The sequence below is a fragment of the Hyphobacterium sp. CCMP332 genome (assembly GCF_014323565.1).
Lineage (GTDB): Bacteria > Pseudomonadota > Alphaproteobacteria > Caulobacterales > Maricaulaceae > Hyphobacterium.
This window is the reverse complement of sequence record NZ_CP058669.1, coordinates 1747073-1761697: the sequence shown is the minus strand read 5'-3', so window position 1 is coordinate 1761697 and position 14625 is coordinate 1747073. Positions and strand designations below refer to the sequence as shown.

Here is a 14625-nt window from a genome sequence, read left to right as displayed (position 1 = left end):
CCCAGCGTGTCGACCCACTCTGCCGGACCTGAAATCGAACGCCTGATCGCGTTGCTCGCCAAGCTGCCGGGGCTGGGGCCGCGCTCGGCGCGTCGCGTGGCGCTGCATCTGCTGAAAAAGCGCGATGCGCTGATGCGCCCGCTGGCCGAAGCGCTGGCAGAGGCGGCCGACAAGATCACGGCCTGTTCGACTTGCGGGAATATGGACGTGACCGATCCGTGCGCCATCTGCGCGGCGCCGGGGCGTGACCCGTCTGTCATTTGCGTGGTCGAGACGGTCGGCGATATCTGGGCACTGGAACGCGCAGCGGCGTTCAAGGGGCGCTATCATGTGCTGGGCGGGGTTTTGTCGCCTCTGGACGGTGTGCGGCCGGATGATCTCAATATTGGTGGTCTGCTGGAGCGGGCTGAAAACCCGGTCGTGAAAGAGATCGTGCTGGCGCTGAATGCGACAGTCGATGGCCAGACCACGGCGCACTACCTCTCCGATCGTCTCGAAGGGGCGGCCGTAGAGATTACCAGCCTGGCGCGCGGCGTGCCGGTCGGCGGCGAGCTCGATTACCTCGACGACGGCACGCTGACCGCGGCGTTCAAATCGCGCCGGCCGGCCTGATTACGCGGCTTTGGTCGGTGACCGGAAGAATTTCGAGAAGGTCCGCAGGCGCGCTGCCATGTCTGGTTCGAAGGCACTGACCTGTGACCAGCGGCGACGGGCGCGGACCGGCAATTCGGAGAGTTTTCCGGGCAGAATCCTGGCGCACTGTTCCGCGACATCCCAGGAGCGCAGGCCCAGAGCCGAAAAGCTGGGCGCGATGACGCGGCCGGAATCCAGCGGAACCTCGTAAGAGGCATAATAGGTCTTGTAATGCGCGCCACCCTTGCCGAGATCGACGCGATTGAGGCCCAGCTCCGGTGCGGCCTTGAAGATTTCGTGCAGCAGGAGGAGGCCGGGCGAGACCTTTGCGAAGCGCTCGTCATAGGCCGGGAACCAGGAATGGTAGACGTCACCGGCGCGCAGGCCAAACTCGACCGCGGCCAGTTCGTCACCGAAATAGAGCGCGAAGGTCAGACCCTGGAAACCGGCATCGTTCGAGGCGTTCAGATTGACGAGCAACTGGCGGGCCCAGTCGATGTCGAACACATCCAGCTTGCGGGTCGCGTTGTACTGCTCGGATTTCCAGCGATTCAAGGTGGCAAGAAGCTGACCGTCGCCGTCTCCGACGACCAGACGGGCCGGGCCGAAATCGCGCTCGGCATTGCGCAGGCGGCGATCCATTTTCTTGAACTGGGATTTGTGCGTGGCCATGCGCTCGGCGAAATAGGCGTCAGAGCCATCGGAGAGATCGACAATAACGGAGCCATCGCGTTCGCGCGCCTTCTCGACCTTGCAGCCAGCGCCATTCCACCAGTTTTCATAGGCCATGAAACCGGCCCCGAGCCGGGTCAGGAATTCATTCGGGCAGATCGACACGCCGGGTTTTGACACGATGCCCTGATAATCCGACATCGGCGCGCCGACCGGGCGCAACGCAAAGTGCCGCGGCGCATGAAAAGCGAAATACCCAACGGTCTGCTCATCCTGCTCGATTACGGCGACGCGGACATCGGAGCGCACGCGATCGACCGCTGCTGCGAAATCCGGCAGAAGGTAGGGGCTGACCAGTTGACCATCCTGATACGCCCAATCCCGCCACTTGCCGAGTTCGGCGCTGCTCAAGTCCCGTATCGAAACGCTTTTTACGCGCATTCTTTCCGCTCCTCTTTCTCGTAACAGGAGAAAGCAAGAAGGATGCCGGTTTCGGGCCGCGCGGTGAGACAGTAGGCTGGCGCATCAATGACTGGATGATTCGATGCTCGATACGCTGACCCTTGAGACCGTTCTGATTGTTTCTGCCCCCGTGATGACGCTGGGCCTGCTGGTGTTGTGGCTGGTGACCAGCCGCGCCAAATCCCGGCTGGAGAAGGAGCTGTCGAACTTGCAGGGCCGGGCTGCGATTGCCGACCGGCTGGAAGCGAAACTCGCCGAGGCGGAGGCGGACTTGAAGCTGACCAATCAGGCGCGCGAAAATGCCGAAACCCGGCTGGCGCGGATGGAAAGCGAGCTGAAATCCGCCGAGCGGCATCATGCCGAGAAACTGGCGGACCTGGAGAAGGCGCGCGAGCAGCTGAAAGAGACCTTCAAGGTCACAGCGAGCGAGATCCTCAAAACCAGCGGCGAGGAGCTGAGCAAATCCAGCAAGGAATCGCTCGACAAGATGCTCAATCCGCTGCGCGACCAGTTGAAGGAATTCCGCGAGAAGGTGGAAATCGATTCCCACAAGCGCGTGGAGCAGACGTCCTCGCTCGATCGTATGGTGCAGATCCTGCACAAGAATGCGCAGCAAATGTCCGAGGATGCGACCAATCTGGCCAATGCGCTGCGGTCATCGTCGAAAATGCAGGGCGATTGGGGCGAATTGATCCTGACCAGTATTCTGGAAAAGGCCGGGCTTCGCGAAGGCCAGGAGTTTCACACCCAGCAGAGCGAGACCGATTCCGAGGGCGCGCGCCTGCGGCCAGACGTGGTTGTCGACATGCCGGGCAATCAGCGTCTGGTCATCGATTCCAAGGTCAGCCTGAAAGCTTTCGAGGCGTGCGTGAATGCCGACACGGACGAGGACCGCGAAGCCGCGCTGAAACAGCATCTCGCCTCCATCCGGGCCCATATCAAGAGTTTGCACGAGAAGGACTATCCCAAGCTTTATGAAGGCGTCAGCTTCACCCTGATGTTCATTCCGCTGGAAGGGGCGGCGAGCCTGGCCTTCCAGAGTGATCCGGGCCTGTCCGGCTATGCGTGGGAGCGCGATATCATGATCGCGACGCCGACCAATCTGATGATGGCCATGCGCACGGTGCAGAATCTCTGGACGATTGACCGCCAGAACCAGAATGCGCGCGAAATCGCTGACCGCGCCGGGCAGCTCTATGACAAGCTGGTCGGCTTTGTGGAGGAGCTGGACACGGTGGGGCAAAGGCTGGATCAGGCCCATGATGCGTGGTCGACCGCAAAGGGGCGCTTGTCCTCCGGGCGCGGCAATGTGATCCGCCAGACCGAGATGCTGAAAGAACTGGGTGCGCAGACGAAGAAGTCCTTGCCGGCCGGATATCTGGAGGCTGCGGCGGACGCGGACGACCCGGACCTGCCTGCGCTGGATACTGGCCCCGGCAAAGACGAGACTTGAAGATTTCCATCCCCTCGCATACTTAAGCGCCATGGCCGTACGCGAAATACTCACCGTTCCCAATCCGACCCTCAAAGAGGTGTCGAAGCCTGTCGCCACCGTCGATGAAGAGCTTCGCTCGTTGATGGATGACATGCTCGATTCCATGTATGCGGCGGACGGGATCGGCCTGGCCGCCATCCAGATCGGCGTGCCCAAGCGGGTCATCGTCATGGATCTGGACTGGGGCAAGGGCGAACGCAATCCGCGCTATTTCGTCAATCCGGTCCTGTCCGACCCGTCCGAGAATACCCTGCCCTATGAAGAGGGCTGTCTTTCGGTGCCGACCTATTTTGACGAGGTCGAGCGGCCCGACCGCATCCGGATCGATTATCTCGATTATGACGGCAAGCCGAAAACCGAGATTGCCGAGGGCATGTTTGCGGTCTGCATCCAGCACGAGATGGACCATCTGGAGGGCGTGCTCTTCATTGATCACCTCTCGCGCCTGAAGCGTCAGCGCGCGGTCCAGAAGGTGAAGAAGCTGGTCAAACTCCGCGAGCAGGACGACGCGGCTTGATCCTGCGTCCGGCGACGCAGGATGATGCGCCGCTACTGGCCGCCTGGGATGAAAAACCTCATGTGAAATGGTGTACGGGTTTTGATCCGGACCTGCCCTTGCCTGATGAGGCGCGCGAGGACTGGGCGGCCCAGATTGCGCGGGACGTTGACTGGCTGGATATCCTGATCGGTGAGGTGGAGGGGCGCGCCATTGGCGTGGTGCAGATCATCGACCCGCATCTGGAAGAAAGCCATTACTGGGGGACATGCGCCCCGAACCAGCGGGCAATCGACATCTGGATCGGCGAGGAAAGTGACCTCGCGCGAGGTTTCGGCACACAGATGATGCGGCTGGCGATTGCTCGCTGTTTTGCCGATCTGACAGTCGCCAATATCCTGATTGATCCCCTGATGATCAACACCGCGGCCATCCGTTTTTACCGGCGGCTGGGTTTTGTTGATGTCGGAGAGCGCCGTTTCGGCGATGATGCGTGTCAGGTGATGGAATTGCGCCGGGCGCAATGGGAGGAAACTGAGACATGAATATCCGATTTGGAATTATTGCCAGCACGGCTGCACTTGTGTCGGCATGCTCAATGGAAGGTTCGGCACCGCAAGCTGCGGACACGCCGAGCACGGCGGCGCCGGAAAGTCTGTTTGCGACACTTTCTGCCTATTGCGGGCAGGCTTTTGAAGGCGGCGTCGATAGCGAGGATCCGCGCGATGCCGGATGGGTGGGCCAGACGCTGGTCATGCATGTGCGTGAATGCTCGGAAGACGAAATCCGCATCCCGCTACATCTTGGCGAGGATCGTTCGCGGACCTGGGTGGTGACACGCACGGAAGACGGCTACCGCCTGAAACATGATCACCGGCATGAGGACGGGTCCGAAGACGTGCTGACGCAATATGGCGGTGACAGCTCTGTCGTGACCGCGTCCCGGATCGAGTTTCCGGCCGATGAATTCAGCCGCGACCTGTTTGTGGCTGAGGGCATTCCCGATTCCGCGCAGAATACCTGGCTGATGCAGGTTGAGGGCGAGACGTTCACTTACGGGCTGGACCGTCCGGGCCGGAGCTTCCGCGCCGTATTTGACCTCTCCAATCCGGTTGATGCACCGCCTGCACCGTGGGGATTTGAGGACTGATTGCGGCGGCATTGATGCCAGTTCGAGTACGAAAAATAGTGTTGGCGGGATTTGCCGGTGCCCTGTGTCTGGCGCTTTGCGCTTGTTCTGAAGACCGCTCCATACCTGGTGAGAATGCCGAGCCTATTAATCTATTTGAGGCGTTGTTGGAGTTCTGTGGAGCTGCCTTCGCAGGCAGAATCACAAGTAATGGTCCGCCGGCGGGAGATTGGGCCGGGCAATCGCTGATTATGCATGTTCGCGACTGCTCGGCCGATGAAATCGGCATCGCGATTCATGCCGGGAACGACCGCTCACGAATCTGGGTACTATCTCGTACAGAGCTGGGTTTTCATCTCAGGCATGATCAACACCATCAAGACGGTTCATCGCTCGCGCTGAGCGGTTATGGTGGGGATGCATGGATCAGTGATCGCCTTCGGATCGAATTCGCCGCGGACGCGCACAGTCTGGACCTTTTCGAGCAGCAAAGCCTCAATTCATCGACTGAAAACATCTGGGGACTGGAATTCGACGGCCAGTGGTTTGTGTATGAGTGGTATAATCCGGACCAATATCTGAGAATGGAATTCGACCTCTCCAATCCGGTCGAGGCCCCGCCCGCGCCGTGGGGTTTTGAGGACTGATTGCGGATAGTCCTTGATCTTGGCGGCGGGATTGGTTGAAACGCCGCCATGACACTTCGCCTTGCCTTCATGGGTACGCCCGATTTTGCCGCCGCCTCTCTGGTGGAGATAGCCGCTGCCGGCCACGAGATTGTCCGCGTCTACACCCAGCCGCCGCGCCGCAAGGGGCGGGGCAAGTCTGAGCAGAAGACGCCGGTCCATGCGCTGGCCGAAACACTGGGGCTGGATGTGCACACGCCGGACAGCTTTCGCGATCCGGCTGTGCTGGCGGATTTTGCATCGCTCGATCTCGATCTCGCCGCCGTCGTCGCCTATGGACAGATCCTGCCGCAGGCCGCGCTGGACGCGCCGCGTCTGGGCTGTCTCAACCTGCACGCCTCGCTTCTGCCGCGCTGGCGCGGAGCCGCGCCGATCCAGCGGGCCATCATGGCCGGGGATGAGTTGACCGGTGTGCAGATCATGCAGATGGAGGCGGGGCTCGATACCGGGCCGATCCTGTTGTCGGAAACGGTGCGCATCTTCCCGCATGATACGGCGGGCAGCCTGCATGACCGGCTGATGGGTGCAGGCGCACAGATGTGGCCGCGCGCACTCGCGGCGCTGGAGCGAGGTTCGCTGGAGGCGGTCCCGCAAAGCGGCGAGGGCGCGACCTACGCGAAGAAGATCACCAATGATGAGGCGCGCATCGACTGGTCGCAGCCAGCGATGGTTGTCGCCCACCAGATTCGCGGCCTGTCGCCCTTTCCCGGGGCCTGGTTCGAATTGCCAACCGCCAGGGGGCCCGTGCGGGTGAAAGTCCATTTCGCCAGAGCCGGGGACGGTGCGGGCGCGCCCGGCACGGTGCTGGATGAGGCGCTGCTGATCGCGTGTGGTTCGGGGGCTGTGCGCCTGACCCGGCTGCAACGCGAAGGCAAGGCGGCGATGGATGCAGATGATTTCCTGCGCGGCAATACATTGGCGGCCGGAACGGTGCTGGACTGATGCCGCGTTACAAGCTGACGCTGGAATATGATGGCGGGCCCTTCATGGGCTGGCAGCGGCAGGATCACGGACCCAGCGTGCAGGGCAGTCTGGAGCGTGCCGCGACAAAGCTGAACGGATCACCCGTGGAAGTTCACGGGGCGGGGCGCACGGATAGTGGCGTTCATGCGCTGGGGCAGGTCGCTCATCTCGATCTCGACAAGGATTTGCCGACCGATACGGTGCGCGATGCCATCAACCAGCATTTGCGTCCCGAGCCGATTGCGGTCCTGTCGTGCGAGGAAGTAGACGAGGATTTCCACGCCCGTCATTCGGCGACCAAGCGCCATTATATCTATCGCATGATCGATCGCCGCCCGCCGCTGACGCTGGACAAGGGCAAGATCTGGCGGGTGACGCAAAAGCTGGACGTTGATGCCATGCATTCCGCCGCGCAATGCCTCGTCGGGACGCATGATTTCTCGACCTTTCGGGATATCCAGTGCCAGGCGAAATCACCGGTCAAGACACTGGAAAAGATTGCCGTCCGGCGGGTGGCGGATGAGGTCGAGCTGACCTGTTCCGCCATCTCCTTCCTGCATCGGCAGGTGCGGTCGATCACCGGTTCGCTGGTGGAAATCGGCCGCGGAAAATGGGCCCCGGAGGATCTGAAAGCGGCACTGGAGGCGCGTGATCGCGCCGCCTGTGGGCCGGTCGCGCCCGCGGACGGCCTCTATCTGGAACGGGTGGATTACTAGCCTTTTGGCTTTTCCGGACGCGTCAGTTGAGCCCGTAGGCGAGGACCATGTTCACAATCACCGGGATCATGGCGATGGGGATGGTCCAGAGCAGGGGCAGGCCGAGCGCCAGTTGCGCGACGCGGAAATGCACGAAATAGCGAAAACCTTCGTAGAGAAAGCCGATCGAGAAGGCGACACCGGCCGCGCTGGTCAGGCCCAGAAGGTAGAAGGCCACCGGAAAGACCGGCACCATCAATAGCACCACAACCGCCCAGTTATGCAGGACTACCCAGTGCACGAAGCGATGCTTGGTACCGGTCAGCCGCGTCAGGAAGATGGCGAGCACGGGGAAAACCAGCCAGATGCGCGCCAGCGTTCCGATCAGGTCGAGCGCCGTCAGGCGGCTTTCGAAGCCCTCGATATTGTCGATATTCAATTGCTGCAGACCGAGCAGCACAAAAACCAGAATGGGCAGGGATACAATCGCTGCAAAGAAGCTGCGGATCAGTCCGCTCGCCGACAGATCGAGCGTTTCGGCCCAGTCTTCGCGAAAGGACAGGGCCCGCCCGACGGCCTTCACGCCCTGCATCGTATCGGTCAACAGGCGGATCATGTGGTCAGCCCGAAATAGGATTTGATCAGACGCGCATAGATGCGGGTCAGGGTTTCGATATCGCTTGTGTCCACGCGCTCATCGACCTGGTGCATGGTGGCGCCCACAAGGCCGAATTCTGCGACCTGCGCGTAATTGCGGATGAAGCGCGCATCGGAGGTGCCGCCGCCTGTGGTCAGCGCTGGTGTCAGGCCGGTTTCGGCTTCGACGGCGGCTTTCAGGGCTTCGGTGAAATGGTCGGGCGTGGACAGGAAGGCCTCGCCGGTGACTTTCAGATCGAGCTCGATCCGGCCTTCAAAACCGAGCCCGGCCGCCCTGGCCTCACCCTCGATCCAGCGTTTGAGATCATCGCCCGTGTGGGCCGTGTTGAAGCGGATATTGAATTTCGCGCGCGCTTCGCCAGGGATCACATTGTGCGGCTCATTGCCGACATCGACGGAGGTGACTTCCAGATTGCTCTTCTGGAAATGCGGTGCCCCGTCGTCCAGGGTGCGCGCCAGCAGGCGGTTCAGAAGTTCGATCAGTTTCGGGACGGGATTGTCGGCCAGTTCGGGATAGGCGACATGACCCTGCCGGCCGATGACGCGGATCACGCCATTGAGGCTGCCACGGCGGCCGACCTTGATGGTCTCGCCCATCTTGTGCGGATTGGTCGGCTCGCCGACGAGGACATGATCAAAGCGTTCGCCTGCCTCGTGCAGGGCCTCCATCAGGCGCTTGGTGCCGTTGACGGCCGGGCCTTCTTCATCGCCCGTGATCAGGAAGACGATGGAGCCGGGAATGTCATGTCCGGCCTTTACCTGCGAAACGGCCGCGACCATGGCGGCCAGCGCGCCCTTCATGTCGGCCGCGCCGCGGCCCCAGAGGACGCCGTCCTCGATGCGGGCCTCGAACGGGCCATTGGTCCAGTTCGCCTCATCGCCGGGCGGCACGACATCGACATGGCCGGCAAAACCCAGAACGGGCCCGTCCGTGCCCGACCGGGCATAGAGATTGTCGACCTCCTCGAAGGGATAGCGCTGCGCGGTAAAGCCGAGCTGTTCCAGTGCGCCCTGCAAGACGTCCATGACCCCCTCATCCTTCGGCGTAACCGAGGGCGCGCGGATCAGGGCCTGAGCGAGATCGATCGGATCGGACATCTCAATCCCGCAGAAGCTCGTTAATGGCGGTCTTGGCGCGGGTGCGCTCATCGACGGTCTTGACGATGACGGCGCAGGCGAGGGACGGGCCGCCCTTGGGGTCGGGCAGGGTGCCGGGTGCAACAACCGCATAGGGCGGCACTTCGCCATAGGTGATGGCATCGGTGGCGCGATCAACGATCTTGGTCGAGCCGGAGATGAAGACCCCCATGGCCAGCACCGCGCCTTCGCGGACGATGACGCCTTCGACGACTTCGGAACGCGCGCCGATGAAGGCCCCGTCCTCGATGATGGTCGGATTGGCCTGTAGGGGCTCCAGCACGCCTCCAATACCCGCCCCGGCAGAGACATGGACATTCTTCCCGATCTGCGCACACGAGCCGATACTGGCCCAGGTATCGACCATCGCCCCTTCACCGACATAAGCGCCGATATTGACATAGGACGGCATCAACACGGCGCCCGGCGCGATAAACGCCCCGCGGCGCACCGCACAGGGCGGCACGGCGCGGAAACCGGCGGCCCTGAATTCGGCTTCGCCCCAGCCCTCGAATTTGGACGGGACCTTGTCCCACCATTTTGCGCCGCCAATGCCGCCCCCGATCACGCCCATCGGATTAAGGCGGAAGGAGAGGAGGACGGCTTTTTTCAGCCATTGATTGACGACCCATTCGCCGCCGGTCTTTTCCGCCACGCGCGCCTTGCCGGCATCCAGCAGGCCCACCGCTTTTGCCACGGCGTCGGCGACAGAAGCATTCAGCGCGTCCGGTTGATCGCGATGCTCCCAGGCGGTGTTGATGGTGGCTTCGAGCGCGGCGAGATCGGTCATGCGGCTTTGTCTTTCGTCTTGGCGGTCGAGAGGAAGGTCTTGAGACAATCCACGGCGAAATGGACATGGTCGGGATGATCGTCCGGCCCGGCGCTTTCTTCATCGCGCGGACCCGGTCTGGCCCGAACCAGAATCGTGGTCCAGCCGATGTCGTGCGCGGTTTTCAGATTGCGGATCGAATCTTCAAAGAAGGCGCTTTCCGGTGCCTTGATGTCAAAGCGCGAGGAAAACAGATCATAGCCCGAGCGGTGCGGCTTGGGTTTGAAGTCGGCGGCCTCGACATCGAACATGTCATCGAAACAATCGGTCAGGCCGAGATGATGGCAGATATCCTCGGCATGCTTCATCGAGCCATTGGTATAGACATAGCGTCGGCCCGGCAGGGCACGGATATGTGCCGCCAGCTGCGGGTCCGGCGTGATGACGCTGTGATCGATATCGTGCACGAAATCCAGAAATTCGCGGCCATTGCGGACCTGTCCATTGGCCATCAGCCCGTTCAGCGTGGTGCCGTATTCGCGCCAGTAGTCTTTTTGTACCTTGCGGGCATCTTCACGAGAGAGATTGAGTTCGCGGGCGACATATTCCGTCATCTTGCGGTCGACCTGCGACATCACCTCGGCGTCGGACGGGTAGAGCGTGTTGTCGAGATCGAAGACCCAGTTGGAAATGTGTGACAGATCGGGCGGCGTCATGGCTGTTCAGGCTCCGGCGTTGCTTGTTGTGCCGGTATTCTGAAATCGGCAATGGTCAGTTCTATACGGCTGGTTCCGTCAAGCGGTTCAGGTATCTGCCGGAAGCCGGCGCTGGAATATCCGCGGCCGGCGCAGTCATCGCGGCCCTCGGCCACAAATCGCGATGGTGAAAAACAGAATTCCTCCGTCCCACCTTGCAGGGTGCCGCCCAACTCGCCGGTGCGTTCGGCATAGTAGAAAGCATTGGCTTGCGTCAGATGATCGGCGATCAGGCGCGCACAGCCGCCGGCATCGAGCCGCCACCAGCCACGTGCTTCCCACACCTCGTCACGTTCGCGCCCGAGCGCGACGGCGATCCGGCCTTCGGTTTCGTTGCACAGGATGAGCCCGGCCTCGGCATTGCGGCGCAAGGCGGCGGCTTCCAGCGCGTCTATCAGCTCCGGGCGTGGCGGTGTGCGTGGCAGGCTTTCGGCCTGCACGAAGGCGGATATGGCGCGGGTTGTGCGGCGGCCTTCCAGCCCGTCTATGGAGCGAATATCATATCCGGCATCGCGCAGCAGGCGCTGTGTGCCGGCCTCCTGCGCGTCTTCGCCGAAATCTGCGGGTTCGACCAGGATCGTGCGGAAACGATGCTCGCCGCGCAGAATATCAAAGCCCCGGCGGTCCAGCCCCAGAGCGTCGCAATCGCTGACACCCTCGACGGCGAAGTCGGAGGCACCGACGCAGAGATCGAGCTGGCCACCCCATTCGCGCACACCGCCGAGATAGGCGGCGGTTGAGCGGGCATAGAAGAGAAGCGGTTCGTCGCTGTCCGGATCGATGCTCGGGCCGGTCTCCACGCATTCACCGGGGCGAATGCGCGTCCAGCCTTCGACCGCGATCTCGCGATCCGGCGTGGCCCAGCCCAAGGCGGCCTCAACGATGAAGCTGGTTTCATTGCAGATATCCGCGGCCTGCGCGGGCATGGCCGGGATCAGCAAGCTCAGAAATAGAACAGCGCGAAACATCATTGTTTCACCTTATCCGGAAAATTCCGGCGTAAACGCGGCAATCGCATCGCGAAGATCATCAAGGCCGGATTTTTTGGTCGACGAGGTCGGGATCAGCTCGGGGAAAGCCGCGGCGCGCTTGGCAATCTGCTTCAGCGTATCGGCTTCCATTTTCGCCAGCTCGCCCGGCTTCAACTTGTCGGCCTTGGTCAGAATGATCTGATAGCTGACGGCGGCTTCGTCGAGGCCGTCCATCATTGTCTCGTCAGTGGGTTTCAGGCCGTGGCGGGCATCAATCAGCAAATAGACGCGCTTGAGATTCGGGCGTCCCTTGAGGAAGGCCTCGGTCAGCCGTGTCCAGACCTGGGCCGTCTTCTTGGGTGCCTTGGCGAAGCCATAACCCGGCAGATCGACAAGGCGGATCGCGCCGCCCAGATCAAAGAAATTGAGCTCTCGCGTGCGGCCGGGCTCGCCTGAGGAGCGGGCCAGCTGCTTGCGATTGGTCAGGGCGTTGATCAGGCTGGATTTGCCGACATTCGACCGGCCCCAGAAGGCAATCTCGGGCATGTCGGCCGGCGGCAGTCCGGCGAGATCGACGGCACCTTTGATAAACTCGCAGGGGCGGACGAAAAGCGCACGGCCGCGCCCGGAGCTGGAGCGTCCGGGCTCGGCGGTCAGCTTGCTTCTCCACCGCGATTGGCAAGTCTTTTAACCAGCTTGTCGAGTTGGGTTTCGACCCCCTGACGCCGCATGATGATGTATTGCTGGACCACGGACAGGAAGTTGTTCCAGGCCCAGTAGATCACCAGTCCGACGGCGAAATTCGCGAGGATGAAGGTGAAGACCAGCGGCAGGAAGGCAAAGATCCGGGCCTGCATCTTGTCCGGTGGGGGCGGGTTCAGCGATTGCTGCGCCCACATGGTGATCCCCATGAGAATGGGCCAGGCCCCGATGGCCAGCGTCGTGCCGATGAGCGGCAGGCCGGACGGGTCATAGGGCAGGAGGCCGAACAGATTCCACAGGCTGGTCGGGTCCGGCGCAGCCAGATCCTGAATCCACCCCGGAAAGGGCTCATGGCGCATTTCCAGAGTCACGAACAGCGTCTTGTAGAGCGCATAGAAGACCGGGATCTGGAACAATATGGGCAGACAGCCGGCCAGCGGATTGACCTTCTCCCGCTGATAAAGCGCGATGGTTTCCTGTTGCTGCTTCTGTTTGTCGTCGGCGTATTTCTCGCGCAGCTCCTGCATTTTCGGCTGCAGATTCTTCATCTTCGCCATCGAGACATAGGCGCGATTGGCCAGCGGGAAGAACAGGATCTTGACCAGAACGGTGACGGCCAGAATGGCAAAGCCGATGCCGCCAAGGAAGCCGGACAGGGTGTGCAATAGCCAGAAATAGGGGCGGGTGAGGAACCAGAACATGCCCCAGTCAACGGCCATGTCGAAACGGGAAATGCCGAGGTCTTCTTCATATGCCTGCAGGAGATCGACCCGCTTGGCACCGGCAAAGATGCGCGCTGTTGTGGCGAGGGTCGCGCCCGGCGCAAGATCTACCGGCTGGGTGACATAGCCGGACTGGAAGGTGTCTTCCCCCTGACGGCCGATCAGGCGCATCGAGCCTTCGAATTCCATGGACTGATCGGGAATGACGGCGGCCATCCAGTATTTGTCGGTAATGCCCATCCAGCCGCCCGTGCCAGAGCGATCGGTTTCGTCACCTGGATTCATGGAGCGGTATTTTTCATCCAGAATCGTGGTGCCGACCACGCCGATCGGGCCTTCATGCAGAATGAAGAAAGGCGACCAGGGGGCCGGCGGTTCGCCATCGCGGCGCACGCGCGCGAAACGCGACAGGCTGGCGGTCTGGCCCGACGTGTTCTCGATCTCGTCGGCGAAGGTGAACATATAGTCGTTGTCGAGCGAAATCGTGCGGCGGAAGACAAGGCCGTCACTGCCGCGATATTCCAGCACGACCGGCGTTTCCGGCGTCAGCTGATTGCCGGAGACGAGGGTCCAGTTGGCGTTGAAGCCGGGCGCGTCGGTCGGGCCGGAACCCAGCCCCTGCCAGCCATCCTGTGCGTAAAACGCATTGGCACCGTCGCGGCGGCGTAAAAACTCCACCGGCGTATCATCATCAACCTCGGTGTCGTAACGCTGCAGCCGCAATTCATCGATTCGCGTTCCGGTCAGGGAGAGCGAGCCGGTGACGGCTTCGCTGACGATTTCGATGCGTTGTTCTTCTGCAGGGCCGCTGCCGTCCGGTGCCGCGGCATTGGCGTTGGCGGCGAGGCCGGTCAGTTCGGTCTGTACGGCCGTGGATTGCTCGGCGAGGCGCGCCGCCTGCTGGCGCTCATTCATCGGCCCCAGAACGAAAATCTGATAGGGAATCAGAATGGCCGCCGAGATCACGATGGCGAGGATGATATTGCGATTGTCGCCCATGAGAGGGTGTCCCGATCCGCTTTAGTCGTTCTTGTCGCCCGAGGCCGGGCGGGCGAGGGTTTGCAGCGCCGATTGCACATCGTCAAGTAAGCGCGTCCATGCCTTTGCGCCAGTTGTCACGCGGGCGATGAACACATAGTCGGTTCCGGCCTGTCCGTGGAGGGGCAATAGCAGCCTCGCAGCCTCTTTCAGGCGGCGCTTGGCCCGGTTGCGCACAACGGCATTGCCGATCTTGCGGGTGGCGGTAAAGCCGGCGCGGATCTCGTCAGGAGGGCAATGGCCTTCGCGGGCCTGAACAACAACGCTGGAGCGCACCGCTTTGCGGCCTTGTGCCACAAACAGAAAATCCCGCCTGACGCGCAGGCGGGATATCTTCATTTCCGTATCGCCAGAAGGGATCAGGCTGACAGCCGCTTGCGGCCTTTGGCGCGGCGGCGGGCCAGAACCTGACGGCCGGCTTTGGTGGCCATACGTGCGCGGAATCCGTGCCGGCGGCTGCGGACGAGCTGGGACGGTTGGAATGTACGTTTCACGGGCGCGCTCCATTACATGGGCAAATCTCAAGAGGCGCGGTCATTACGCGACCAAATAGGGGTCGTCAAGGGCGTACGGCCTGCTTGTTCAGCGGCCCGGTGTGGGCTATCGCCTAGAACGAAGAAGGATATGAACGAACATCTACCTC

Annotated in this window: 18 protein-coding genes; 8 read left to right on the top strand and 10 right to left on the bottom strand. The window is 61.8% G+C overall.

The genetic code is table 11. The features are described 5' to 3' along the window. Positions 1-6: 6 nt before the first annotated feature. A complete protein-coding gene (gene recR / locus HXX25_RS09000) occupies positions 7-612 on the top strand; it encodes a recombination mediator RecR (protein WP_187165591.1) in 606 nt (201 codons plus the stop codon). On the opposite strand, the gene HXX25_RS08995 is transcribed toward recR, so the two are convergent. Then, the gene (locus tag HXX25_RS08995) at positions 613-1746 is read right to left on the bottom strand and encodes a GNAT family N-acetyltransferase (RefSeq protein WP_187165590.1); all 1134 of its coding nucleotides are present in this window, start codon (positions 1744-1746) and stop codon (positions 613-615) included. 103 nt (positions 1747-1849) lie between these two features. On the opposite strand from HXX25_RS08995, the gene rmuC reads away from it, so the two are divergent. Genes rmuC through truA form a run of 7 tightly spaced genes read left to right on the top strand, consistent with a single transcriptional unit; the run spans position 1850 to position 7252 of the window. Further along, positions 1850-3220, top strand: a complete 1371-nt coding sequence (gene rmuC / locus HXX25_RS08990; RefSeq protein ID WP_187165589.1) for a DNA recombination protein RmuC — start codon at positions 1850-1852, stop codon at positions 3218-3220. 31 nt (positions 3221-3251) lie between these two features. Next, positions 3252-3779: a peptide deformylase gene (gene def, locus HXX25_RS08985; protein ID WP_187165588.1), complete on the top strand. Its 528-nt coding sequence runs from the start codon at positions 3252-3254 to the stop codon at positions 3777-3779. Beyond that, positions 3776-4303, top strand: a complete 528-nt coding sequence (locus HXX25_RS08980; RefSeq protein WP_187165587.1) for a GNAT family N-acetyltransferase — start codon at positions 3776-3778, stop codon at positions 4301-4303. The genes def and HXX25_RS08980 overlap by 4 nt, the downstream gene beginning before the upstream one ends. After that, entirely contained in the window at positions 4300-4908 is a 609-nt protein-coding gene (locus tag HXX25_RS08975; RefSeq protein WP_187165586.1) for a hypothetical protein, read from the top strand. The genes HXX25_RS08980 and HXX25_RS08975 overlap by 4 nt, the downstream gene beginning before the upstream one ends. A gap of 41 nt (positions 4909-4949) precedes the next feature. Then, entirely contained in the window at positions 4950-5534 is a 585-nt protein-coding gene (locus HXX25_RS08970) for a hypothetical protein (protein ID WP_187165585.1), read from the top strand. A 48-nt stretch (positions 5535-5582) separates the two neighbouring features. Continuing rightward, positions 5583-6515, top strand: a complete 933-nt coding sequence (gene fmt, locus HXX25_RS08965) for a methionyl-tRNA formyltransferase (RefSeq protein WP_187165584.1) — start codon at positions 5583-5585, stop codon at positions 6513-6515. Continuing rightward, complete coding sequence (gene truA / locus HXX25_RS08960; RefSeq protein ID WP_187165583.1) at positions 6515-7252, top strand: tRNA pseudouridine(38-40) synthase TruA; 738 nt, start codon at positions 6515-6517, stop codon at positions 7250-7252. Before fmt ends, truA begins: the two co-directional genes overlap by 1 nt. Positions 7253-7274: 22 nt before the next feature. Here the strand turns inward: truA and HXX25_RS08955 are convergent, their stop codons facing one another. Genes HXX25_RS08955 through rpmH form a run of 9 tightly spaced genes read right to left on the bottom strand, consistent with a single transcriptional unit; the run spans position 7275 to position 14476 of the window. Next, positions 7275-7847 carry a hypothetical protein gene (locus HXX25_RS08955; protein WP_187165582.1) on the bottom strand — a complete coding sequence of 191 codons (573 nt, stop codon included), beginning with the start codon at positions 7845-7847 and terminating at the stop codon, positions 7275-7277. Further along, entirely contained in the window at positions 7844-9037 is a 1194-nt protein-coding gene (gene dapE / locus HXX25_RS08950) for a succinyl-diaminopimelate desuccinylase (protein WP_187165581.1), read from the bottom strand. Before dapE ends, HXX25_RS08955 begins: the two co-directional genes overlap by 4 nt. Then, positions 8988-9815, bottom strand: coding sequence for a 2,3,4,5-tetrahydropyridine-2,6-dicarboxylate N-succinyltransferase (gene dapD / locus HXX25_RS08945; RefSeq protein ID WP_187165580.1), 828 nt, complete (start codon positions 9813-9815; stop codon positions 8988-8990). The genes dapE and dapD overlap by 50 nt, the downstream gene beginning before the upstream one ends. Beyond that, positions 9812-10510 carry a pyrimidine 5'-nucleotidase gene (locus HXX25_RS08940; RefSeq protein ID WP_187165579.1) on the bottom strand — a complete coding sequence of 233 codons (699 nt, stop codon included), beginning with the start codon at positions 10508-10510 and terminating at the stop codon, positions 9812-9814. Before HXX25_RS08940 ends, dapD begins: the two co-directional genes overlap by 4 nt. After that, positions 10507-11520, bottom strand: a complete 1014-nt coding sequence (locus HXX25_RS08935) for a DUF1036 domain-containing protein (protein WP_187165578.1) — start codon at positions 11518-11520, stop codon at positions 10507-10509. Before HXX25_RS08935 ends, HXX25_RS08940 begins: the two co-directional genes overlap by 4 nt. A gap of 9 nt (positions 11521-11529) precedes the next feature. Continuing rightward, a complete protein-coding gene (yihA, locus tag HXX25_RS08930; RefSeq protein WP_187167804.1) occupies positions 11530-12177 on the bottom strand; it encodes a ribosome biogenesis GTP-binding protein YihA/YsxC in 648 nt (215 codons plus the stop codon). Continuing rightward, a complete protein-coding gene (yidC, locus tag HXX25_RS08925) occupies positions 12174-13943 on the bottom strand; it encodes a membrane protein insertase YidC (protein WP_187165577.1) in 1770 nt (589 codons plus the stop codon). Before yidC ends, yihA begins: the two co-directional genes overlap by 4 nt. Positions 13944-13964: 21 nt before the next feature. Next, positions 13965-14321: a ribonuclease P protein component gene (gene rnpA / locus HXX25_RS08920; RefSeq protein WP_187165576.1), complete on the bottom strand. Its 357-nt coding sequence runs from the start codon at positions 14319-14321 to the stop codon at positions 13965-13967. Positions 14322-14341: 20 nt separating this feature from the next. Then, entirely contained in the window at positions 14342-14476 is a 135-nt protein-coding gene (gene rpmH, locus HXX25_RS08915) for a 50S ribosomal protein L34 (RefSeq protein ID WP_109261113.1), read from the bottom strand. Between the last annotated feature and the right edge of the window lie 149 nt (positions 14477-14625).